Below are 21,916 nucleotides of genomic sequence, written 5' to 3'. Positions count from 1 at the left end.
TCAATTTAGCGTTCTGTTCTGATACCTGCGCATGGCTCGTCTGCCCGATCGGCTGCTGCAACTGTTGACCCCTCCACTTGAGCAACTCGGCTACGAAATCCTGCAACTAGACTGGAGACGAGAAGGCAAGGAACAAGTCCTCTGCCTTTGGATTGATCGCCCGGAGGGAGTCAATCTGGATGACTGCGTGCTGGTCAATAGAGCCATCGAGCCGATCCTAGAGGATGAGGATCCTATTCGGGGCGCCTATCGACTAGAAGTCTCCACGCCCGGTGTGGATCGTCCCTTGCGTACCTTGGCGCACTATCAGCGTTTTTTAGGAGAGCGCATCACGCTCTTGCTGCACAATAGCCAGCAGGGACACAAGCGCTGGACTGGAACTCTGCAGACTATCAATGATCAGGGCATCGTGCTGCAGGTGGAACAAGGACCGCTACTTGAGATTCCGCTTCAAGAAATTCGTCAGGCACACCTTGACCCTGTACTGTTCGGTTGACCTCCTCAGGCGCCGACTTCCTTTACTTCTCACTGTGTGAGGTCGCTGTTGCGAGACAACTTGCTCGAAGTCATCACTGAAGTCTCCAAGGAAAAGGCCTTGGACCGTGACATCATGATCCGCTTGGTGGTTGAATCCATTGTTCAAGCTGCCAAACGGAAGCTTCCCTACGAATCCATTGAGGGCAGCTTCAACAAGCGTACGGGCCAGATCGAACTCTTCCAGTACAAGGAAGTAGTAGATATTGTCGATGATGCTGACAACGAGGTCTCACTAGATGAGGTTCAGGAAATCGATCCAGAGGCACAGATCGGTGATGAGGTAGAGTACCTGATTGACGAACGAGAGTTCAATCGGATTGCCCGATCAGCACGCAGTATCATCTTCGGTAGCATCCGTGAAGCAGAGCGAGAAATGATCGTCAGCACCTTCGAGAAGCGAGTTGGCGAAGTGTTGACTGGCACTGTACTGCGTTCTGAGAGTAACGGCCGGATTGCGCTGCGCTTTTTGGACAAGACTGACGCCTATCTGTTCCGCCGAGAGCAAATTCCCGGAGAGAACTTCAGCTACGGAGACCACCTTCGGGTCTATCTGATGGATGTAAACAATAATCCTCAGAAACCATCCCAGCTTTCGATTTCTAGGACTCATCCTGGACTACTGATCAAGCTCTTCGAAATGGAAGTGCCAGAAATTTATGATGGTATTGTCAAAATCGTCAGTGCGGCCCGAGAGCCTGGTAAGCGTGCCAAGATTTCTGTCTACAGCACAGATCCAGACGTTGATCCCGTTGGCTCCTGCGTAGGAATTCGCGGTAGCCGTGTGCAGAACATCGTCGACGAACTCTACGGAGAGAAAATCGACATCGTCCGCTGGAATCAAGACGTGGCTGTCTACACGACTAACGCACTAGCACCCGCAGTGATTGATGAATTGGTAATTGATGAGGAAGCCGGAGAGATTGACGTGATTGTCAAGCAGGATCAACTCTCCCTGGCCATCGGCAGCAAAGGACAAAATGTTCGTCTGGCCTCCCGACTTGTTGGCTACAAGATCAACATCTCTGTCGATGAGGAAGAGGCACCCAGCATTGAAGAACAACTAACTCGTGAATTGGAACGAGGCAAGGAAGAGCGAGAACTGCTCTACACCGGTATTACCAGCGGCCTGCATGCTGCAGGAACTCCTGCTGCTGAAGCAGCAGCTCGCAGGAATGAAGATGTAGCAGCAACTAAATCAGAAGACTCACTAGGGGAGGAGATTGAAACAGAAGCTGCATCGGCTGATCCTGCGATAGAAGATCCCGAAGTAGCAACAACGGTTACTGAACCAACCGAAACTGACACAGAACCGGACACATCTGCACAAACAGCAGATCCGTCGGAAACTACTGAGGAGAAACCCTCCTGAAACCCCAAGAAGTCCAGAATCCTATGTCCAACATGCGTGTGTTTGAGCTGGCCAAAGAGATGAATCTGCCAGCCAAGCAACTGCTACAGCGAATCCGTAAACTTGGAATCCCTGTTTCCAGTAACTTTAATGCGCTCTCCGACGAGCAGATTGCGATCATTCGTAAGAAGATTGGTAGCCCTGCCAGTCCACCACCGAATCGCCCTGCTAAAGAAAGTCCGGCACAAATCATTTCCACACGCCGCGAAGATACAAATCCAGAGGGGACTCTCGAACTTGACAGTGACACACTGATCGGAGGCAAACGCCCAAGGCGTATCCGACGACGACGATCCGAAGAGGTACAAGAAGAAAATATCATTCGAGTCGGTGGTGACCGGCAAGAGGCACCTCCACCCGAACCCGTTGTTGAGGCCCAGCAAGAAGCGAGTGAACCTGAAGAAGCTCCTGTAGAAACTACAGTAGAAGCTCAGCCAGCAGACGCTTCTGTAGAAAAAGGGACTGCAAAACAGGTAGGAGTGTCTGAGATTGAATCGGCACCTTTGGAAGCTGGAACTGTTGTAGCAGCGGCTCCACTACCACCTCCTTCTCCACCCTCAGCAGATCCTAACAGTATATCCACCGCCTCTCATAAAGAAAAACAAGAGGAAGAAGAACGGAAGCAGCGAGAGCGAAAGTCTGAGAAAAAAGGAAGCAAAGCTCGCCATCATCGCCGTGAAGAATCCGAGAGTGAAGCCCTTCGACGAAAACAGCGACGAGAAAACAACGAGCCTGTAGTTGTCAACCATAACGAGGATGACGACCAACCTCGACGAAAACAACGTAAGAGTGAGCGTCGAAGAGGCCAACGGGTTCGTGAGCAGACAGAAATTGCCAAACACGTCTTTAATCCTCGCAAAAAGAGCATCAAGATTGGCAATGCCATAACCGTTGTAGACCTCGCTAGTCTAATCGGAATCAAAGCAACAGATATCCTAAGGCGCCTGATGGAAAACGGAGTCATGGCTTCCATCAATCAAAGCATTCCAGGAGAAACTGCCGCGCTGATTGCTGCTGAATTTGATGTAGAAGTAGAACAGGAGACCACCAATCTTGAAGAGCAGGTCTTCGAAGTGGCCGATGGCACTGATGAACGGGAGCGAGCTCCGATCGTTACCATCATGGGCCATGTCGATCATGGTAAGACCTCTCTGCTAGACAAGATTCGTTCAGCGAAAGTTACCGAAGGGGAAGCTGGCGGCATTACCCAGCACATTGGTGCCTATCACGTTCACCATAATAATCACAACATCACTTTCCTTGATACTCCGGGTCACGAAGCCTTCACGGCCATGCGTGCCAGAGGAGCAAACGTTACGGATATCGTGATTCTTGTGGTCGCTGCTGATGACCGGGTGCAACCACAAACCATTGAAGCGATTAATCACGCACGAGCGGCTGAAGTTCCTCTAATTGTTGCCGTCAACAAAGTGGATAAGCCAGATGCCAGTCCACAGCGTATTGAGCAAGAGTTGCTAGAGCATAATCTCGTCGCCGAAGGATTGGGTGGAGACACGATCATGGTTCCAGTCTCTGCCAAAACCGGGGATGGCATCGATAACTTGTTGGAGATGGTCCTTTTGCAAGCAGAAGTGTTGGAGTTGAAGGCCTTCTACGATGGGCCAGCCCGTGGAGCCATTGTCGAGTCCAAGATCAGTCGTGGCAAGGGAGCGGTGGGAACTGTACTCATCCAGCGAGGAACACTGCGTATCGGAGATTTCTTCCTGGTTGGAACAACCTGCGGACGGGTCCGAGCGATGTTTAATGATCACGGTCAGCCGATTCAAGAAGCGACTCCTGCTGTTCCTGTAGAGATTACCGGGTTTGACGACGTGCCGACCACTGGAGAAACGTTCATCGTAATGGACGATGAACGTACTGCCCGACAACTGGTGCAGCAACGTTTGGAAAATCAACGGGAAGCCAATGTTTCTCAGCAGCAGAAGACGAATCTGGAAAATATTTTCAGTCAACTGGAAGAGGCTGGCAGTCTGGAACTCAACCTGCTACTGAAGGCAGACGTTCAAGGTTCTGTCGAAGCTCTGCGCAACTCTCTCTCTCAACTGGGCAATGAAAAGATCTCTGTGCGCTTTCTGCACACAGGTCTTGGCAACGTCACAGAAACAGACGTTGTGCTGGCATCTGCCTCGGATGCGATCATCATCGCCTTCAATGTTCAGGCAGCCGCAAAGGCCCGTGAAACACTGTCTCGTGAGGGCGTCGACCTACGCCTCTATGATGTAATTTACAACGCTATCGATGATGTCCGTGCTGCCTTACAAGGCATGCTTGCTCCAGAGATTCGTGAAGAAGTGATCGGTCGTTGTCGCGTGGATCAGATCTTCAACGCCAATCGTATCGGTAATATCTTTGGATGTTTAGTCACAGAAGGTAAGGTTATACGAAACTGCAAGGCCCGTGTCCTGCGCGATGAAACAGAAATTCACAAGGGACACGTTGTTTCCTTGAAACGCTTCAAGGATGATGTTCGTGAAGTCGCTCAGAATTACGAATGTGGAATCGTTCTGGACTTTCAGGATGTCCAGCAAGGTGATGTCATCGAGGCCTTCATCGAAGTCGAAGAAGCGGCAACTCTCTAGATGCGTGGTAACAAATCAGCAGAGCCAAACAATGTGTTACTGCAACGAAAGCTGGCAGAGATCCTGTTACAGGAGAGCAAAGATCCACGCTTTCGGTTGGTGACCATCAGCCGAGTTGAAGCCGCCCGAGACAATTCCTTTGCTACTGTATACGTCAGCTTTTTCCCAAGTGAGCAAGTAGAAGAAGTCGTCACCTCGCTCAACCACGCTACTGGATTCTTCAGCCGTTGCCTGGGCAAAGTGCTGCAAACTCGACTGACTCCCAAGTTACGCTTTCTCTATGATGCTGGATTTGACTATAGCATGGAGATCGATCAGGCACTGCAGAAGGTAAAGAAGACAGACCGTGCTGAGGATTCTGAACATTGACAAGCCCCGTGGCTGGACTTCTTTTGATGTAATTCGCTGGGTCCGTCGTCAGTTTCAGGAAAAAAAAGCTGGGCACTTGGGCACTTTGGACCCATTGGCGACTGGAGTACTCCCAGTTTTCTTGGGCAAGGCGACCAAATTGATTTCCCTGTTCAACGAACAGGACAAGGTGTATCGTGCGACAGTTCGTTTTGGCATTCGCACTGATACTTTTGACGCAGAAGGCCAGATACTGGCTGAACGGGATCCAAGTTCCGTGAATGAAACGATGGTGAACGAGTGGCTGCAGAGGCACTTGGGGTGGCAAGATCAACAGACCCCAGTCCACTCAGCGGTCAAGCTTCAAGGCACACCGGCCTATCGACTGGCCCGTCGTGGAGAAGCACCAGAGTTACCGATGCGGCGAGTCTTTCTGGAGCAACTGAGGCTAGAGCGCTTTGCGTCACCAGAAGTAGAGATCACCGTGCATTGTTCAAAGGGCACTTACATTCGCTCACTAGCTGAGCAATTGGGCCAGGATCTACGTGTTGGCGCCCATTTATCTGCCTTGAGCCGTCTGCGATGTGGCTCTCGATTCGTGATCGAGGAAGCCAAAACTCCTGAGCAACTGGCTCAGGAAGTCAACCCATGGATGGATTCTTCCAGAGTGCTGAGTGACTTCCCTGCGCTGCGTTTGCCTCTGGAAGATCGGGAACGTATTCGACAAGGACAAACCGTCCCGCTGAGCCTAACTTCAGGATCAGCCGTTCCTAATGACCATACCACTGAAGCCTGGTATCAGGCTGGTGATGAACAAGAACTCTGGGCACTTGGTTCTCTGCATCTGGGAGAGCGAGGCCCCTGTTTTCAACCGAATAAAGTATTGATCTGAGGAGTATCTCTGCATGTTGACCAAGGAACAGAAAAATGAACTGATTCACACCTATGGCAAGAATGAGCACGACAGTGGCTCAACAGAAGTCCAGATTGCCCTGCTGACAGCCCGAATCGTCTATCTGACTGAGCATTTCAAGCAGCAACCAAAGGACTTTCACTCTCGCCGTGGGCTGTTGCGCCTAGTTGGTCGACGGCGCAACTTTCTTAACTACCTCAAGGCGGAAAATGTGGATCGCTACCAGGAAATTATCCAAAAGCTAGGCATCCGCAGATAAATAGCCACCTGCTAGAACGAGCCCACAAAGGGTTCGTTCTTCCGCCAATCTCCTCTCAGGAAACAACCTGCAATTCTTGATTCCATTCGCTGCCTGCTTAATAGCCATCATTCCAACGCAACACCCTCTCCAACCTTTGTCTGGTTGTTCGTCCCAAGGCTGCTTCCCCATGATGCACTGCGATTGGTCTCTCTTTCGATCCCTAATATATTGAAAAATCAGGAGAATCTATGGAAACCGTATCTACGGCCTTCGGTAAGGCCACTCTTACACTCGAGACAGGAAAACTCGCTAAACAAGCCAACGGCTCTATCTTGGTTCGCTATGGTGACACTGTTGTGTTAGTTGCCGCCACTGCTAACAAAGGTAGCGGCGTTGGTGCTGACTTTTTTCCTCTATCGGTTCACTACGTCGAGAAAGCTTACGCTGCTGGACGTATTCCCGGTGGTTTCTTCAAGCGTGAAGGCCGCCTCTCCGAGTCAGAGACCCTAACCTCTCGGCTCATTGATCGTCCCCTACGTCCATCCTTCGATGAAAACTATCTGGCAGAAACCATGATCATGGCCACTGTGCTCAGCTCCGATCAGGACAATGCCCCCGATATCGCAGCTATGATTGGTGCTTCGGCAGCACTCTGTGTTTCAGACATTCCCTTCTATCAACCAATTGGAGGCATCCGAGTCGGACGCATCAATGGTGAATTTGTCGTCAACCCAACGCCCGCTGAGCTGGAAGAGAGTGAGTTAAATATCATCATGGCTGCTTCGAAAGACGCTATCCTGATGGTAGAAGGGGAAGCAAAAGAGGTGAGTGAGGAGGTGATGCTTGACGCCCTCTGGTTTGGCCAGGAGCAGGTCCAGCCAATCATTCGAATTCAGGAAGAGTTGATGCAGCGCTGTGGCAAACCCAAACGTGAAGTCGCTGTACCAGAAATTGATGAGGAGTTGCACACCAAGGTAACTGCAGCCAGCCAGCCCAAATTGGTAGAGGCCCTGCAGATCACAGAGAAGCAGGAGCGTTATCAGCGACTGGACGCCGTTGTTGATGAAGTACTTGCTGAGGTCTTTCCTGAAGGCAGTGAGCCTAGCAATGATAACATTGGACAGGCCAAGAGTTCGATTAGTTCGGTCAAGAAAAAGGTCATGCGAGAGCGTATTCTGAAGGATCAGATTCGCATTGATGGACGAGGCCCAAAAGATATCCGCCAGATTGATTGTGAGGTACGAATTCTACCAAGAGCCCACGGCTCTGCGCTCTTCACACGTGGAGAAACCCAAGCACTGGGTGTAGTAACTCTAGGTACTAAAGAAGATGAGCAACTCATCGATTCGCTGCATGGGGTGAGCTATAGAAATTTCATGTTACACTACAATTTCCCAAGTTTTTGTGTTGGCGAAGCCCGACCTCCTAGAGGGCCTGGGCGCCGTGAAATCGGCCATGGGCACCTTGCTGAGCGTGGCCTCAGTCATCTACTTCCAAGTAGAGAAGAGTTCCCCTACACCATTCGTCTAGTCTCTGAAGTACTCGAGTCCAATGGTTCTTCCTCAATGGCAACGGTTTGTTCCGGCTCTCTTGCAATGATGGATGCAGGTATTCCTCTCAAGGCGGCGGCGGCTGGTATCGCCATGGGGCTGATCTATGACGACGGACAGACCAGCATTCTCTCAGATATTCTGGGTGATGAAGACCACCTGGGTGATATGGACTTCAAGGTTGTTGGTACTACCACAGGCATCACCGCATTGCAGATGGACATCAAGATCAAGGGACTCACCCGTGAGATTGTCAAGGCATCACTGGAACAAGCTTGTGAAGGTCGACTGCACATTCTCAAGATCATGGGAGACACCTTGGAGCAGTCTCGTGCCGGATTGTCCAGCTATGCGCCGCGCTTCATCACTCACAAGATTCCACCCGACAAGATCTCCATCGTCATTGGCCCTGGTGGCAAGATGATCAAGAGCATCGTCGAGCGAACTGGGGTGAAGATCAACATCTCTGACGATGGTTTGGTCTCCATTGCATCTGGAGATCACAAGGCCGTAGATGCTGCCTTGGAAATTGTTCGAGATCTGACACGCACCGTGGAAATTGGCACTGTTTACGATGGGCTTGTCAAGCGAGTGGTTGACTTCGGAGCTTTTGTAGAAGTCTTCCCTGGAACGGAAGGGTTGGTACACATCTCCAACTTGGCGGAAGGCCGTGTCCGTGCAGTCACGGACGTCGTTCGTGAAGGTGATACTGTCAAAGTAAAAGCCATGGGTCTTGACAAACGGGGTAAGCTGCAGCTAAGCATCAAGGACGTATAGGCGATTCGCACAAAAGCTGCATTCGCCCACTCTTTCCTAGTGGCCGGATTGGGCCGCTGCTACCTACCGATTTCAGCCAGGAGACAAGATGAAGACATGGATCAGCGCGTGCCTTGGACTGTTGCTGGCCAGCACAGCTTGGGGCGTTTCGATAGATGACCGTTGTCTGCAAGATGGGAACTCGGCCTGTGTCGATTGGAACCAAGGACTCGTCATTGCCGATGGCCTAGGCGTACCCGCAAAGAAAGCGGGAACCTCTGCCCAACAAAACGCTAGCGCCCAACGAGCAGCCCGGATGGATGCAGCCCGTAATATTCTGGAGATGATCAAAGGAATCAACGTCAGTTCAAATACCACGCTACAAGACGCGATGTTGACCGATGATCAAATCCGCTCCAATGTTCAGGGTATGATCTACGGCTTACGCCCTGTTGGTGCACCACGCTACTTCTCTGACGGCAGCGTTCGTGTCCGCATGGAAGCCCGACTCCAACAGGTGGTTCCGCAACAAGCTCTCTTCCAGATCCCAGTGGAAATTGCTCCACCAGTAGAACTCTCTTCCAATTCCCGATCAAGCGCTCCAATCGATATGGGGCGAGTTTACACTGGCTTGATCATCGATGCGCGAGGAACAGAAGCTCAACCAGCAATGTCACCACGGGTTTTTGATGAAGCCGGGAATGAACTCTATGGTTCGGCCTATGTGGAGCAGGAATTTGTCCTCAAGCATGGAATGGCCGGTTACGTCAAGGATCTGGAACAAGCTGAAACTAACGACCGAGTAGCAGGTAATCCCCTGAAAGTCAAAGCTGTCGGGGTCGCTGGCAAAAACAAGACGGACATTGTCCTCTCTGATCAGGACGCAGCTCGCATTCGCCAACTGGCGGCAAATCTCAACTTCCTGAGAGAAGCCCGCGTCGTCGTGTTGGTAGACTGACCCTATTCCTGGGCGGGACTCCCTCTCGCCCAAATCTCTCCCTACTTTGTCCCACTCGCAGTTTTTCTTCCTCTCTTTTTGACTTACTGTTTGCTATGACCTCCTCTTTTCTCAATCAGAAAGTCCGCATTCTCCCTGAATCGCTGATCAACAAGATTGCAGCAGGGGAAGTGGTTGAGCGACCAGCTTCTGTGGTCAAGGAGTTGGTAGAAAACGCGTTGGACGCTGGAGCTACCCAGATTCAGGTGACCGTCAAGAATGGAGGAAAAGACCTGATTCAGGTGCTCGACAACGGCTGCGGAATGAATGAGACCGATGCTCGCTTTGCCGTGGAACGTCACGCCACTAGTAAGATTTATTCGGATGAAGACTTGTTCCGCATTGGCACGCTTGGCTTTCGTGGAGAAGCTTTGGCTTCAATTGCTGCAGTCTCACACTTCGAGTTGCTGACCTGTCCTGATGATCAGGAGAGTGGGACACGTTTGCTGATGCAGGGGGGACAGCTGGATGAAATCGGCAAGGTAGGATTTCCACAAGGAACACGCATCAAGATCGAGCGGCTGTTCTTCAACACACCGGCTCGGCTTAAGTTTCTGAAGACAACCACTACGGAGTTACAGCACATTCAGCAAGGATTGACCAATCAGGCACTGGCCTACCCCCAACGTCAGTTCAAACTCGTTCATAACCAGCAACTATTGCTCAACCTGGGACCAGCCAACAGCTTGGAAGAGCGAATCTTTCAACTCTTTGGTGAAGAGTTTCGAGATAGCCTTCAGGAAGTCTCACATCGAGAAAATTACCTAAATTACCAAGGTTGGCTCTCCATCCCAGAGAAAGTACGAACCAGCAAGCGTTGGCAATACCTGTTTGTCAATGACCGCTCTGTACGATGTCCAGCAGTACAGCGGGCAATCTACCAAGGCTATGGCAACTTCCTAAGCAAATCACAACATCCAGCATTCTTCCTTTCGCTGCATCTTGATCCAGGTGAGTTGGACGTCAATGTCCATCCTGCAAAAACAGAGATTCGACTACGCAACAGCCAGGTTGTGCATACAATCCTCCAGGATCAGCTGAGCAGAAGCCTTAAGCAACAAACCGAGCTGCGCCTGTTTGGTCGGGAAGGAAAGACGACATCTCGACCAATACGGGATCCTCAGACAGAATTGCCACTAGTAGATGAGCTACCACTGCAACAACAGGTTCAGGAACAATCCTCTGTGCAACGAGTTGCTAAGGAGCGACTCGCCCGAGCCAAGCACAATCCAACCCTTCCCCCACCTACCAAAAATACTGACTCCAAACCAGAAGCTTCTCCTGTTGCCACGACCGCCCCCCCATCACCAAAGCAAGAAGAAGCTCTTACTAAAGCTGAAACCACGAGTGATCCGGTTATCATAGAAAACCTTCAGCTGTGGCCTATTCCAGAAACTCCAACTCGATGGCAACCACATGGGCAAGTATTGGGTTGTTATCTACTGGCTACAGATGTAGACGGATTAGTACTCTTTCACAGCCAGCGTGTTCACGAGCGGTTACTCTATGAACGCTACCGGAGCGACTTCCTGGCTGAAAATATTGAAGTTTCTGAGCGGAGTACCCCGTTGCTGCTGCACCTGGCACCTCAGGAGGTAACATTATTGGCAGGATTGGAAGCTTTGATGTGTCAAGGTGGGTTTGTCTGGGAACCTTTTGGAGGAAGGACCTTTGCCCTGCAACAGCAACCAAGACTACTGGCTTTGTCTCGGGCAGAAGCTTTTTTGCGAGAGATGCTCAACCGCAGTGCTCTCTTAGGGAAACGTAGTCGCCCAGACGCACTTCAGCAGGATCTCTGGACTGTCTTGGCCACACAAGCCGCTCTCCCAGAAATGCAACTGCTTACCGCAAGCGATCAGCAGTTGTTACTAGACCAATTTGAACAGTTAGATCTCGACAACCGCTCCCTTGACGGGTCTCCCCTCTGGTTTTCCTTACCCACTGCTGAACTGGAACGTAAATTTCGACAGCGCTTTTGAGCAACACACCAAAATTTCTGCTCTCTCTCACAAGTAGTACCTCGCTTATAGCAGAAGAAGCCACCAAGCGATTCTTGATCAGCGATCCCAGCAGTAGGTTTGATGACCTCTAGACTATTTATCTTGGGTATTACCAGAGAGCCAAACTTCCAATAAAGATCGGGCGGCTCGAGTTGGTAGTTGCTTCCCTTGACGAATGGCCTTCTCAACTCTGGGAATATCAGCTTGGATCTGGGAATGCTTTCGAAAACTTTGGTGCAACTCTTCATCAATCAGACTCCACATCCAGCGAACAGCCTGATGACTCCGGTGCTCTTCCCACTCTCCCGAGGTCTTCAGTATCTCTTGGAAGTCTTGCATTGTCTCCCATAGCTCAACCAGCCCTGTTTGTTCCAGGGCACTACACTGAAGCACCTTTGCCTGCCGCGAAGCCTGGGTCGGCTTGAGCAAATGGAGAGCGTTTCGATACTCTCGAACAGCTCGTTGAGCCAAGGTCTTCTGATCACCATCAGCCTTGTTGATCACGATCAGGTCCGCCAACTCCAGAATTCCCTTCTTGATTCCCTGCAACTCATCTCCAGCATTGGGTAGCATCAGCACCAGGAAGAGATCAGCCATTGAAGCAACCATGGTCTCCGACTGCCCAACTCCTACCGTCTCAACAATAATCACGTCATAGCCCGCTGCTTCACAGAGCAACATCGTCTCCCGAGTTTTACGAGCGACCCCACCCAGTATTCCGGATGAGGGTGAAGGACGTACAAATGCCTGTGGGTGTGAGGACAATTGTTGCATCCGCGTCTTATCTCCCAGGATGCTTCCACCGGTGATTGGGCTACTTGGATCCACAGCCAGTACAGCGACCCGATATCCCGCTTCGATCAGTCGCATTCCAAAGGCTTCAATGAAGGTGCTCTTACCCACACCTGGAACCCCAGTAATGCCAATTCGCAAGGACTTGCCGGTCCCCGGCAACAACTCCTCCAGCAGTGCCTGGCCCTGATCAAGTTTTTCTGGGTGTGTACTCTCCAGTAGGGTGATCGCCTTGGCCATTGCACGACGATCACCATTACGAATTGCAGAAAGGGAGGGAATCTTCATGAACTCAGGATTTGTTCGAAGAAATAGATTTGGAGCGTTGAGTCAGGTGAGCAGTAGTTAGACGGTCCAATCGATCAGAATCAGATCCAAGTATTCAAAGTGTCTTAGGTTCTTGGTAACCAGTGTCGCCTGATTTGCAAAGGCATGAACGGCAATTAGTAAGTCAGCGTCAGCAATCGAATGTCCTTTTTTGTGTAGTTCAGCCCACCAAACCACAGCTTGTTCCCAGTCAGAATGATTCAACTCTAACTTGACCCATGATTCGACCAAAGCCTCATATTGTCAGAGGTTGCGAGTGGCCTGTTTGAGCAGCAGATAGCGTCGAATCTCGAAATCGACAACAGGGCTCAATAAAAATCTACCAGCTGCGGTATCAAAGTGATCTCGAACGGTTCCGTCCCCTCATAGAAGATAATTGATAATGTTGGTATCAAGAAGAAAGTTCACTTCGAGTTCTCATCGGGATACAATCGGAGGGGATGATCTTTACAAAATTGAGGAAAATCCTCCCAAACTTGTTGCTCTTCTTCCGTTAGTTCCCAATCGAGGGGATGCAAGGGCTCAATAGTCACACGGACTCTTTTTCCTATAGGCATAGTTTCAGGCAAGTGAACTTCCATCCACCGAGTTGGTTCTACTTGAGCCTCTAATATGATTGTTCCCATTATTGAATCTCAAACATATCAGGTTCAGTTTTGTTTACTTTGGCGAAACATCGTCTGTATCAGTCAGAGATTCTCACGCAGCGACCTTTGTCTTTTCACGGACAGCGCTCAAGACCTCATGAGCAGCCTGTGGAATCTTGGTACCTGGTCCAAAGATACAGGCCACCCCTTGCTGGTAAAGGTACTCATAATCCTGCGGGGGAATGACGCCCCCAACCACTACAACCATGTCATCCACCTTCTCTGCAAGCAACACCTGCATCAGTTGCTGTACAAGTGTCTTGTGTCCGGCCGCCTGGCTGGAGATGCCAATCACGTGGACATCATTTTCGATGGCCTGCCGAACAACTTCTTCTGGAGTCTGAAACAGTGGCCCGATATCCACATCAAAACCTAGATCAGCAAAGGCAGTGGAGATCACTTTAGCTCCACGATCGTGCCCATCCTGACCCATCTTGGCCACCATGATTCTTGGTCGACGACCTTCATCTACTGCAAATTGATTGATCTCCTCACGTACGTCTGCAAAGTCAGAATCTTCGGCATATTCACTGCCGTACACCCCAGCAATTGAACGGATTGGCGCATTGTAGCGCCCCCAGGCCTCTTCCATCGCATCTGAGATTTCACCGACTGTAGCACGGATACGGATCGCTTCAATCGAAAGCGCCAACAGGTTGCCCTGATCACTGGCAGCTGCTTCGTGCAACTGACTCAGGATTTCCTTCACAGCCGTGTTATCCCGATTCTGTCGGACTTGGTTCAACCTGTGGATCTGCGCCTCTCGTACTGCGGAGTTATCGATGTCACGCACCTCAACTCGCTCTTCCTGCTCCAAGCGGTACTTGTTCACACCAACAATGACCTCCCTGCCCTGATCGATCTGAGCCTGCCGACGAGCTGCTGCTTCTTCAATTCGTTGCTTGGGCATCCCAGAGGCAACAGCCTTGGTCATGCCTCCGAGTTCCTCGACTTCCTGCAATGTTTGCTGAGCTTCCTGGATGAGTGCATTTGTCAGTGATTCCATGAAGTAGGAACCACCAAAAGGGTCAACAATGTTGGAAATGCCAGCTTCTTCCTGAAGAATCAGTTGGGTGCTACGAGCAATCCGGGCTGAAGTTTCTGTCGGTAATCCCAGGGCTTCATCGAAGGAGTTAGTGTGCAGTGACTGTGTTCCACCCAAGGTGGCTGCCATTGCTTCAATTGTGGTCCGTACGATGTTGTTGAAAGGATCCTGCTCGGTCAGGCTCCAGCCAGAGGTCTGACAGTGGGTTCGCAACATCATTGACTGGGGTTTTTGGGGAGCGAAAGGCTTGAGCAGTTCAGCCCACAGGAAACGGGCAGCTCGTAGCTTGGCGATCTCCATAAAGAAGTTCATGCCGATGCCAAAGAAGAAGGAGAGGCGTGGTGCAAATTGGTCGATAGGCATTCCACGTTGCAGTGCAGAACGCACGTACTCCAGGCCATCCCCTAGCGTAAAGGCCAGTTCCTGTACAGCCGTTGCGCCAGCTTCCTGGATGTGATAGCCACTGATGCTGATCGAATTGTAGCGGGGCATGTGTTCACTAGTGTAGGCGATGATATCACCAATGATCCGCATCGAAGGAGTAGGAGGGTAGATGTAGGTGTTGCGGACCATGAACTCCTTGAGGATGTCATTCTGAATGGTTCCGCTCAGCCGTTCCTGGGAGACTCCCTGCTCTTCTGCAGCAACGACATAGGCTGCCAAAACAGGCAACACCGCCCCATTCATGGTCATCGAGACCGACATCTCGTCCAGTGGGATCTGGTCGAAGAGGATCTTCATATCCTCGACGGAGTCGATTGCCACGCCCGCCTTGCCTACATCCCCGACGACCCGTGGATGATCTGAATCGTAGCCCCGATGGGTTGCCAGGTCGAAGGCTACGCTCAGTCCTTTTTGTCCAGCAGCCAGGTTCTTACGGTAGAAGGCATTTGATTCTTCAGCTGTCGAGAAACCTGCATATTGCCGAATGGTCCAAGGCCGACCCGCATACATCGTTGCTTTAGGGCCCCGCAGAAATGGGAAAAAGCCTGGCAGCGTATTGGACATCTCCAGTTCTTCCAGATCAGCTGCGGTATAGAGTGGCTTCAGCCGGATACCCTCAGCTGTGTGCCAGTCCAACTCCGATACCTCCCGACCCTTCAGTTCCTTGCGTGCCAGTTCTTCCCAATCTTTTAGCGTTGGTAATGCTTCTCCCATGGCTGCTCCCTCAGAAGCGTTGACAGTCCTTGCTGCCAACTTCATTGAGACAGATGAGGTACCTCATAGTACCTCCGTTCAACAGACTAGCTGAGAATAGTTTCTATCCTGGATAGTTCTTCTTCGCTGAGTCGCGTGTTGCTGAGTGCACCCACAGCGTCTTCGATTTGTGAGACCTTGCTGGTACCAATCAGTGCCGAGGTCATCTGTGGCTGACGCAATACCCAGGCGATCGCGAGTTGGGCCATCGTCTGTCCACGTTCATCGGCCATCGTCTGTAGCTCACGTACACGCGCAAGGCGCTTCTGGGTCACTTCATCACCCCAGTGGAAAGCGCTCTTCAGTTTGTCAGCGCGAGTTCCACTCCAGTCTTCAGATAGATACTTGTTGGTGAGAATTCCCTGACAAAGAGGTGAGAACGCAATGCAGCCAATCCCTTCGTCCTTGAGTACATCAAGCAGGCCATCTTCAATCCAACGATCAAACATGTTGTAGCGTGGCTGATGAATTAAACAGGGAGTTCCCAATTCTCTCAGGAGGCGTGAAGCTTCGCGTGTCTGCTCCGGGGAATAGGTTGAGATGCCAGCATAGAGCGCTCGTCCGCTACGAACGATGTAGTCCAGCGCTCCCATCGTCTCTTCCAAGGGGGTATTCGGGTCAGGCCGATGGCTGTAGAAAATGTCTACATAGTCGAGTCCCATCCGTTTGAGGCTCTGGTCGCAGCTTGCCACCAGGTACTTGCGAGAGCCCCATTCTCCATAGGGCCCAGACCACATGTAGTAGCCAGCTTTACTGGAGATCACTAATTCATCACGATAGGGCTTGAAGTCCTCGGCAAAGATTCGTCCAAAATTGGTTTCAGCTGAACCAGGAGGGGGACCATAGTTGTTGGCAAGATCAAAGTGCGTAATTCCGAGGTCAAAAGAACGTCGGAGCATCTCTCGCATATTTTCCAGAGGATCGACTCCACCAAAGTTGTACCAGAGTCCTAAGGACACCTCGGGCAAGTGTAGTCCAGATTTCCCACAGCGACGATAGTGAGCAGATTCGTAACGCTTATCAGCGGCATCGTAAGGCATGTGTCCTTCAAAGCATGTGTGGTTGAGAAGAAAGATCAGATTTCTTCTAATCTTCGACAATAGTCAGTAGAAGATCAAACCATTCTCAACACCTGAGAAAGATTGGTGAAAAAAGCCGATAACCGAGGACACATTGCCCTAAGTATTCTAGCACCTGCAAAAAATACTTGCCTTTGTGCTCGGCCTCCGAGATGATCACATTTCTTTTTCTAAAATTCCTTCTTCTTGGACAACAGCAATGCCTTTCTCATGCAAAGACATTCGATTCGGTACCCCGGCCGATTGTTGTTGTCGTTTGACCTGTTGTTGATACAGGTCCTCTTCACAGCGGCCTAGCCGCATCCTTGGCCCCAGCGCCAATTTCTCCAAAAACTTTTTCAAATCAGATAGAAAGATGAACTCTCTACTCCATATACCGCTTTCCCACTCCAGGCGTTCGAGACTTTCCCAGACTGCTGCCGTTGTTGCCTCTGTCACTCCCTGCTGTTGCTGCCCTACCTGCTGTTGCTGAACACCCTGTTCACGCATTCCTGATTCGTTTCCCGATTCTGATCACTCACTGAATTTTTCGCGAGTGCGTTTGCTCTAGAGCCTCCCGCAGGTTCCTCTCCAAAACGCTCCTCGCCTGTTGTTTCCGTTGACCGAGAACGTTCCCCACTGGGGAAAGCTTCCCCACATTTGCTAATGTTCTGGGCCATCTTTTTGCCCTGCTTTGCCAACTTCTCTCCAGGAGAAAACTGATGAAACTGCATCTTTTACTCATCGGACTGCTCACCTTGATTGCCAATGTGACTTTTGCCAGTGAACTTTCCCACTGGAAGCCTCTCCTCTCCGTAGACGAGTTGCATGAACTTCTCGAAGAAGATCCCTTTGCTGCAACTGTCGTTGACATCCGGGCCTTAGATGCCAAGGAACCGGACGCCTCCTACAATGCTGGGCACATCCCCGGTGCGACCTCTTCTCCCTATGCGACTTGGCGCGGGCAACCCGACAATCCTGGCAAGTTCATCACCCAGGATAAGCTGACCTGGCTCGTCCAGGCACTTGGGGCGGATGTTGATACCCCTGTCGTCGTAGTACACCGTGGGGATTCCTACAGTGACTTTGGCGCAGCAGCTCGTGTCTACTGGTCTCTCAAGACCGCTGGATTGGCCAACCTGGCAATCCTCAATGGTGGTTTCCAGGCCTGGAAACAGGCGGGCCTACCGATCTCGATGGAGTTGGAAACTTCACTGCCAAGTGACTTTCCTGCCCAAATCCAACCTCACTGGCTGGCACAGACAGCTGAAGTCGAAGCCTACCTCAACAAGCCTGGAGTCCAAGTACTGGATGCCCGACCCGACTCCTTTTTCGAAGGCCTGAGTTGGCATCCAGCCGCCAGCAAACCTGGAACCATCGCTGGAGCAGTGGCTTTTGATAACGAGCGCTGGTTTCACTCCGGTGGTCTCTTGCTCGAATCCCCGGAACGACTGCAGAATCTGGTGCAGGAGAATAAGCTCGGCCAGGCTGAAATCACTGTTTCCTTCTGCAATACAGGACACTGGGCTGCTACCAACTGGTTTGTGCTCAGTGAAATCGCTGGTAAGCAGAATGTTAAACTATATCCCGAATCATTAGTTGAATGGTCCACCGCCAATCTGCCAATGGATAATGTTCCCAATCGCCTGGAGTGGGCCTGGTTGTCTACCAAGCAATGGCTCGTATCCAAGTTCAACTGAACACTCGAAAAGGAGACTCCTGCAAAGTTTTTTTCAGCCAATGAAAGTGACAACTCAGCAGGAGTTAAGATATCCTTCAAAAGTAAAAATTTTGCTCAAACGACACCTAATCGACAATGCTGAAAAACCTATCTTATTCATAAATTTTTGTGGTGACTCCAGTGAATTTCTCCCTCCAAAGCATTCTGAATCAACGACCTCCTGACCAGGAAATCTGGATTTTTGCCTATGGGTCCTTGATGTGGAATCCAGAAATTTTCTTTGATCAATCAATTCTGGCTACAATTCAAGGATTCCATCGGAGTTTTTGTCTTTGGAGCACGGAGCATCGAGGAACCAAGGAATTTCCAGGATTAGTCCTCGGACTTGAACCAGGTAGGTCCTGTATTGGTCGGGCATTGCAGATTCCTCCGGAGTTGAAGGACACCCAACTGGTCCAAATTTGGGAAAGGGAGATGATCACGGAGGCCTATGAACCACAATGGGTTCGTGTTGAATCAGCGATAGGGAGCTTGGAAGCGATTGCCTTCGTCGTCAGACTGGATCATCCCAAATACGTCTGCCCCACAATGCAGGTGGAAGCCAAAGGAAAACGAATTCTGGAAGCCAAAGGAAAACGGGGTCCATGTGTTGAGTACCTAAAGCAAACGATTCAGTACCTTCACAAAGCTCAAATTCATGACTCCAAGTTAGAAAATCTCTATCAATGCGTCAGGGAAATTCAGTCTCAGCAGGCTTCTCAAAGAGGTCTTGGAGGCTGATGGCTATCTACCTACAAACCATGCATAATTTTTCTATAATCAATTGGTCTATTTTTGATTTTTTCACTGAGAACCAACATGAACATACGCTCTCTTTTCTCTACTCTACTGCTGGTTCTAGCTAGTAGCTTCACTTTTGCTAATTCGGTCTCCGGCTGGAAGCCGTTGCTCTCAGCCAATGAGTTAAATCAAATACTCCAAGCTTACTCAGAAACTGTCACCATCATTGACATCCGTCCGCCAAATGCACCTGATCCAGATAGTTCCTACAATGCTGGTCATATCCCTGGTGCACTCTCTTCACCCTATGGAAATTGGCGGGGGCCTGCTGAGAATCCTGGTAAATTCCTTTCTCAAAGCCAATTAACTACCCTCGTTCAAGGCCTCGGTCTGACAGCAGACACCCCGACGGTAGTCCTACACAAAGGCGATTCCTATAGTGACTTCGGCGCAGCAGCTCGGGTTTACTGGACCCTGAAGACAGCCGGCCTTCAGCAATTGGCAGTGGTGGATGGTGGATTCACTGCGTGGAAACAGGCAGGATTAACTATCTCCAAAGAGGTAACGAAAGTGAGTCCCAGCAGTTATCCAGCTATGATTCAAGCTGACTGGCTAGCTTCAACCAATGATGTGGAACAGCAACTCAATCGCTCGAACACCAAGTTACTCGACGCTCGCCCAGAAGCGTTCTTTCTTGGAGAAAAGTGGCACGGTGCCGCAGCAAAGCCAGGAACAATTTCTGGAGCCGATGACTTTGACAACAAGCAATGGTTTCGCTCCGGAGGACCGCTGTTGGAAGCTCCAGAACAACTGCAGACACTGGTGCAGCAACATGGCTTGAATCAAGCGCAAGTGACTGTTTCCTTTTGCAATACCGGGCACTGGGCAGCAACCAACTGGTTCGTGCTGAGTGAAGTGGTTGGGCAGGAAGGCGTCAAGCTCTACCCAGAGTCAATGGTTGAGTGGTCTGCTGCTGGTCTGCCAATGGATAACGTACCAGGGCGCTTGAAGTGGGCTTGGCTCAATACCAAGCAGTGGTTTACGAACACTTTCTGAGCTGACGATTCTGATGAGTTCCACAACGGCAACCACTGATGGGTCTGCGAACCCTGCAGGACAAAGGCGACTTCGTATCTTGCTGAGTTTCGGGATGGTCCTGCTGATTCTGCTGCTGGCCATCTATGCTGGAATACGACAAGGAATTCTGCTGGCTATCGGGCTAGGCTTTGGCATTACCTTGGAAGGCCTGGGTTTTGGTTTTGCTGGTCCTTGGCGAAGAGCGATCTTGGAGCGCAACACCCAAGGCATTCAGGCACAACTACTAGCCCTTGGGCTGGCAACTCTACCAAGCCTGCTGCTCTTGGACATCGCAGCGGGTGAATTGACAGGAGCCACAGCTCCGGTGGGGGTCGCGATGATCTTCGGGGCCTTTGTCTTTGGAGCTGCAATGCAGGTCGTGCTGGGCTGTGGTTCTGGCACCCTGGTCAACGCTGGTAGCGGCAACTTGATGGGTCTCTGGGCCTTACCTTTTTTCATCGCTGGGAGTTTTCTTGGTACTTTGCATCTGCCGGAGTGGCATGCCTTGGGACAACTGGAGCCGATAGCACTGAGTGATTGGCTAGGAACACTCGGCGCGATCCTCCTGACCCTGGGATTGCTTGCAGGACTCGCCTGGTGGTTCCGTCAATGGATGCCTTCGAACGATCGTATTCTGCCACGTAAATTCTTATTGGCTGCTGGCTTCCTCGCGGGGCTGGCTGTACTCAATTTGTTGGTGGCTGGGCAGCCCTGGGGGGTGGCCTATGGTCTAGGACTATGGGGTGCCAAGCTGGCACATTGGTCAGGAATAGAGTTGGCAAATTTTGCCTTCTGGAGCGTTGCCAGCAACGCTGAGCGCTTGACTCAGAGCTTGCTGCTGGACATCACTTCGGTGACAGACTTCGGTTTATTGTTGGGAGCTGGAATTGCTGCCCGTTGGAAGGGGCCGTTAGCCGCTCAGGTTTCTCTGCCTACTCGACTTTGGATCGCTGGAGCAATAGCCGCCCTGCTGATGGGCTATGCCTCCCGTCTGGCTTATGGCTGTAACGTTGGAGCCTTCTTTAGTGGCATCTCGACCGGCAGTCTGCATGGTTGGGTCTGGTTTGCTGCGGCCTTTGCCGGCTCAATAATCGGAGTACGACTGCGCAACCACCTGATCGGAGGAAGTCGATGACGCTCAAACGTTCCCACACCATCGGTGTGCTGTTGCTTGGACTGTTTGGTCTGCTGTTCCTCGACCTGCTCTTCAGTGCCCCGATTGACCCCTTCCGAGCACCTCCTCCACTGGCCTTTGGCTCAGGCACCCAAGCCTCCGGTAGTTTTTGTGCGACTCCTTTGGAGTAAAATTAGGCAATTCCCTCAGATGTTTCCTTTGTTCAGCTAATATCATTGCTTGAGGCACATCACTTTAGGGAAGCTCGGATCTGGTAGGGCTCCACCAATTACTTTGACATGGAAGTATAGGTCAGCACTGCTTCAGCACTATAGTTTTCAGGTTTTTTCTTTTTCGGACGCTTAGCCGCTCGGGTTTTGGCCAATCCATCTGCTGGTCCTTTGCCTACTAGGTAAAACTCAGAGCTCTCATCAAAACGATATTCTGGTAACCGCTGAACCAAGTCTTCTTTTGAAGCAATCACCTGAAGATGCTCCAACCCCAGCGGTGGGTAAATTTCAAACTCTCCCAAGCTCATCCATCGATTGACGTCATCCGCATTGACAAATTGAACAAAGCTCCGTGGTGGATCCGCTTCTTCCTGCAATTCCAGCAGATACGAAAAAGGCTCTTCTCCAGTAAAGGTATGCCCAACGATGTAGAAGTAACCGGGCTTGTTGACTTTCACATAGATCTCAATGAGCTCACCCTCTTCAAACATCAAATCTTGGTGTCCCTTATTGCTCCGGATCGATACCCGAAAATCCCTCTTGCGCAAAAGATCTGGATTGTTTTGGAGCTGCTCCTCAAAACTGATCTGCGACGGTTCGGCCTTCAAACCTTGGTAG

22 protein-coding genes are annotated in these 21,916 nt (G+C 50.9%); 14 read left to right on the top strand and 8 right to left on the bottom strand.

Annotation, left to right across the window (positions count from 1 at the left end):
* The first annotated feature begins 31 nt into the window (after positions 1–31).
* Genes rimP through rpsO form a run of 6 tightly spaced genes read left to right on the top strand, consistent with a single transcriptional unit; the run spans position 32 to position 6,065 of the window.
* Positions 32–496, top strand: coding sequence for a ribosome maturation factor RimP (rimP, locus tag P8O70_00560; GenBank protein MDG2195374.1), 465 nt, complete (start codon positions 32–34; stop codon positions 494–496).
* A gap of 48 nt (positions 497–544) precedes the next feature.
* Positions 545–1,906, top strand: coding sequence for a transcription termination factor NusA (nusA, locus tag P8O70_00555; protein ID MDG2195373.1), 1,362 nt, complete (start codon positions 545–547; stop codon positions 1,904–1,906).
* Between the two features lie 23 nt (positions 1,907–1,929).
* Entirely contained in the window at positions 1,930–4,545 is a 2,616-nt protein-coding gene (infB, locus tag P8O70_00550; GenBank protein MDG2195372.1) for a translation initiation factor IF-2, read from the top strand.
* Positions 4,546–4,914 carry a 30S ribosome-binding factor RbfA gene (gene rbfA / locus P8O70_00545; GenBank protein ID MDG2195371.1) on the top strand — a complete coding sequence of 123 codons (369 nt, stop codon included), beginning with the start codon at positions 4,546–4,548 and terminating at the stop codon, positions 4,912–4,914.
* Positions 4,892–5,785: a tRNA pseudouridine(55) synthase TruB gene (truB, locus tag P8O70_00540; protein MDG2195370.1), complete on the top strand. Its 894-nt coding sequence runs from the start codon at positions 4,892–4,894 to the stop codon at positions 5,783–5,785. The genes rbfA and truB overlap by 23 nt, the downstream gene beginning before the upstream one ends.
* 13 nt (positions 5,786–5,798) lie before the next feature.
* Positions 5,799–6,065, top strand: a complete 267-nt coding sequence (gene rpsO, locus P8O70_00535) for a 30S ribosomal protein S15 (GenBank protein ID MDG2195369.1) — start codon at positions 5,799–5,801, stop codon at positions 6,063–6,065.
* On the opposite strand, the gene P8O70_00530 is transcribed toward rpsO, so the two are convergent.
* Positions 6,048–6,236, bottom strand: a complete 189-nt coding sequence (locus P8O70_00530; protein ID MDG2195368.1) for a hypothetical protein — start codon at positions 6,234–6,236, stop codon at positions 6,048–6,050. The genes rpsO and P8O70_00530 overlap by 18 nt on opposite strands.
* A 59-nt stretch (positions 6,237–6,295) precedes the next feature.
* Here P8O70_00530 and pnp point away from each other — a divergent pair, with 59 nt between their 5' ends.
* From pnp to mutL, 3 genes are all read left to right on the top strand, one after another.
* Positions 6,296–8,374 (top strand): polyribonucleotide nucleotidyltransferase, encoded by a 2,079-nt coding sequence (pnp, locus tag P8O70_00525; GenBank protein MDG2195367.1) that lies wholly within the window; start codon positions 6,296–6,298, stop codon positions 8,372–8,374.
* A gap of 88 nt (positions 8,375–8,462) precedes the next feature.
* Positions 8,463–9,311 (top strand): hypothetical protein, encoded by an 849-nt coding sequence (locus P8O70_00520; GenBank protein MDG2195366.1) that lies wholly within the window; start codon positions 8,463–8,465, stop codon positions 9,309–9,311.
* 95 nt (positions 9,312–9,406) lie between these two features.
* Positions 9,407–11,329: a DNA mismatch repair endonuclease MutL gene (mutL, locus tag P8O70_00515; GenBank protein ID MDG2195365.1), complete on the top strand. Its 1,923-nt coding sequence runs from the start codon at positions 9,407–9,409 to the stop codon at positions 11,327–11,329.
* Between the two features lie 114 nt (positions 11,330–11,443).
* Here mutL and meaB read toward each other — a convergent pair whose 3' ends face one another.
* From meaB to P8O70_00485, 6 genes are all read right to left on the bottom strand, one after another.
* Positions 11,444–12,430 (bottom strand): methylmalonyl Co-A mutase-associated GTPase MeaB, encoded by a 987-nt coding sequence (meaB, locus tag P8O70_00510; protein MDG2195364.1) that lies wholly within the window; start codon positions 12,428–12,430, stop codon positions 11,444–11,446.
* A gap of 57 nt (positions 12,431–12,487) precedes the next feature.
* Positions 12,488–12,700, bottom strand: a complete 213-nt coding sequence (locus P8O70_00505; protein MDG2195363.1) for a type II toxin-antitoxin system VapC family toxin — start codon at positions 12,698–12,700, stop codon at positions 12,488–12,490.
* Between the two features lie 173 nt (positions 12,701–12,873).
* Positions 12,874–13,095 (bottom strand): hypothetical protein, encoded by a 222-nt coding sequence (locus P8O70_00500; protein MDG2195362.1) that lies wholly within the window; start codon positions 13,093–13,095, stop codon positions 12,874–12,876.
* 73 nt (positions 13,096–13,168) lie between these two features.
* Positions 13,169–15,319 carry a methylmalonyl-CoA mutase gene (gene scpA, locus P8O70_00495; GenBank protein MDG2195361.1) on the bottom strand — a complete coding sequence of 717 codons (2,151 nt, stop codon included), beginning with the start codon at positions 15,317–15,319 and terminating at the stop codon, positions 13,169–13,171.
* 86 nt (positions 15,320–15,405) lie between these two features.
* The gene (locus P8O70_00490) at positions 15,406–16,398 is read right to left on the bottom strand and encodes an aldo/keto reductase (GenBank protein ID MDG2195360.1); all 993 of its coding nucleotides are present in this window, start codon (positions 16,396–16,398) and stop codon (positions 15,406–15,408) included.
* Between the two features lie 195 nt (positions 16,399–16,593).
* A complete protein-coding gene (locus P8O70_00485; GenBank protein MDG2195359.1) occupies positions 16,594–16,926 on the bottom strand; it encodes a hypothetical protein in 333 nt (110 codons plus the stop codon).
* 212 nt (positions 16,927–17,138) lie between these two features.
* On the opposite strand from P8O70_00485, the gene P8O70_00480 reads away from it, so the two are divergent.
* The 5 genes from P8O70_00480 to P8O70_00460 all read left to right on the top strand — a co-directional run bounded on the left by P8O70_00480 (position 17,139) and on the right by P8O70_00460 (position 21,259).
* A complete protein-coding gene (locus tag P8O70_00480) occupies positions 17,139–18,116 on the top strand; it encodes a rhodanese-like domain-containing protein (protein MDG2195358.1) in 978 nt (325 codons plus the stop codon).
* Between the two features lie 161 nt (positions 18,117–18,277).
* The gene (locus P8O70_00475) at positions 18,278–18,877 is read left to right on the top strand and encodes a gamma-glutamylcyclotransferase (protein ID MDG2195357.1); all 600 of its coding nucleotides are present in this window, start codon (positions 18,278–18,280) and stop codon (positions 18,875–18,877) included.
* 78 nt (positions 18,878–18,955) lie between these two features.
* Positions 18,956–19,933: a rhodanese-like domain-containing protein gene (locus P8O70_00470; GenBank protein ID MDG2195356.1), complete on the top strand. Its 978-nt coding sequence runs from the start codon at positions 18,956–18,958 to the stop codon at positions 19,931–19,933.
* A gap of 13 nt (positions 19,934–19,946) precedes the next feature.
* Positions 19,947–21,089, top strand: coding sequence for a YeeE/YedE family protein (locus P8O70_00465; protein ID MDG2195355.1), 1,143 nt, complete (start codon positions 19,947–19,949; stop codon positions 21,087–21,089).
* Positions 21,086–21,259 carry a hypothetical protein gene (locus tag P8O70_00460; GenBank protein MDG2195354.1) on the top strand — a complete coding sequence of 58 codons (174 nt, stop codon included), beginning with the start codon at positions 21,086–21,088 and terminating at the stop codon, positions 21,257–21,259. Before P8O70_00465 ends, P8O70_00460 begins: the two co-directional genes overlap by 4 nt.
* A gap of 98 nt (positions 21,260–21,357) precedes the next feature.
* On the opposite strand, the gene P8O70_00455 is transcribed toward P8O70_00460, so the two are convergent.
* Positions 21,358–21,916 (bottom strand): DUF4384 domain-containing protein (locus P8O70_00455; protein ID MDG2195353.1); only part of this gene is annotated, 559 nt, incomplete at its 5' end.

It is taken from the genome of SAR324 cluster bacterium (assembly GCA_029245725.1).
Classification (GTDB): Bacteria; SAR324; SAR324; order SAR324; family NAC60-12; genus JCVI-SCAAA005.
This window is presented reverse-complemented; position numbering and strand designations above follow the sequence as displayed.

Coding starts and splice junctions, on each gene's coding strand:
- rimP (MDG2195374.1), top strand. CDS start 32: ATGGCTCGTCTGCCCGATCGGCTGCTGCAACTGTTGACCCCTCCACTT.
- infB (MDG2195372.1), top strand. CDS start 1,930: ATGTCCAACATGCGTGTGTTTGAGCTGGCCAAAGAGATGAATCTGCCA.
- rbfA (MDG2195371.1), top strand. CDS start 4,546: ATGCGTGGTAACAAATCAGCAGAGCCAAACAATGTGTTACTGCAACGA.
- rpsO (MDG2195369.1), top strand. CDS start 5,799: ATGTTGACCAAGGAACAGAAAAATGAACTGATTCACACCTATGGCAAG.
- P8O70_00530 (MDG2195368.1), bottom strand. CDS start 6,236: ATGGGGAAGCAGCCTTGGGACGAACAACCAGACAAAGGTTGGAGAGGG.
- pnp (MDG2195367.1), top strand. CDS start 6,296: ATGGAAACCGTATCTACGGCCTTCGGTAAGGCCACTCTTACACTCGAG.
- P8O70_00520 (MDG2195366.1), top strand. CDS start 8,463: ATGAAGACATGGATCAGCGCGTGCCTTGGACTGTTGCTGGCCAGCACA.
- mutL (MDG2195365.1), top strand. CDS start 9,407: ATGACCTCCTCTTTTCTCAATCAGAAAGTCCGCATTCTCCCTGAATCG.
- meaB (MDG2195364.1), bottom strand. CDS start 12,430: ATGAAGATTCCCTCCCTTTCTGCAATTCGTAATGGTGATCGTCGTGCA.
- P8O70_00500 (MDG2195362.1), bottom strand. CDS start 13,095: ATGGGAACAATCATATTAGAGGCTCAAGTAGAACCAACTCGGTGGATG.
- scpA (MDG2195361.1), bottom strand. CDS start 15,319: ATGGGAGAAGCATTACCAACGCTAAAAGATTGGGAAGAACTGGCACGC.
- P8O70_00490 (MDG2195360.1), bottom strand. CDS start 16,398: ATGCCTTACGATGCCGCTGATAAGCGTTACGAATCTGCTCACTATCGT.
- P8O70_00485 (MDG2195359.1), bottom strand. CDS start 16,926: ATGCGTGAACAGGGTGTTCAGCAACAGCAGGTAGGGCAGCAACAGCAG.
- P8O70_00480 (MDG2195358.1), top strand. CDS start 17,139: ATGAAACTGCATCTTTTACTCATCGGACTGCTCACCTTGATTGCCAAT.
- P8O70_00470 (MDG2195356.1), top strand. CDS start 18,956: ATGAACATACGCTCTCTTTTCTCTACTCTACTGCTGGTTCTAGCTAGT.
- P8O70_00465 (MDG2195355.1), top strand. CDS start 19,947: ATGAGTTCCACAACGGCAACCACTGATGGGTCTGCGAACCCTGCAGGA.
- P8O70_00460 (MDG2195354.1), top strand. CDS start 21,086: ATGACGCTCAAACGTTCCCACACCATCGGTGTGCTGTTGCTTGGACTG.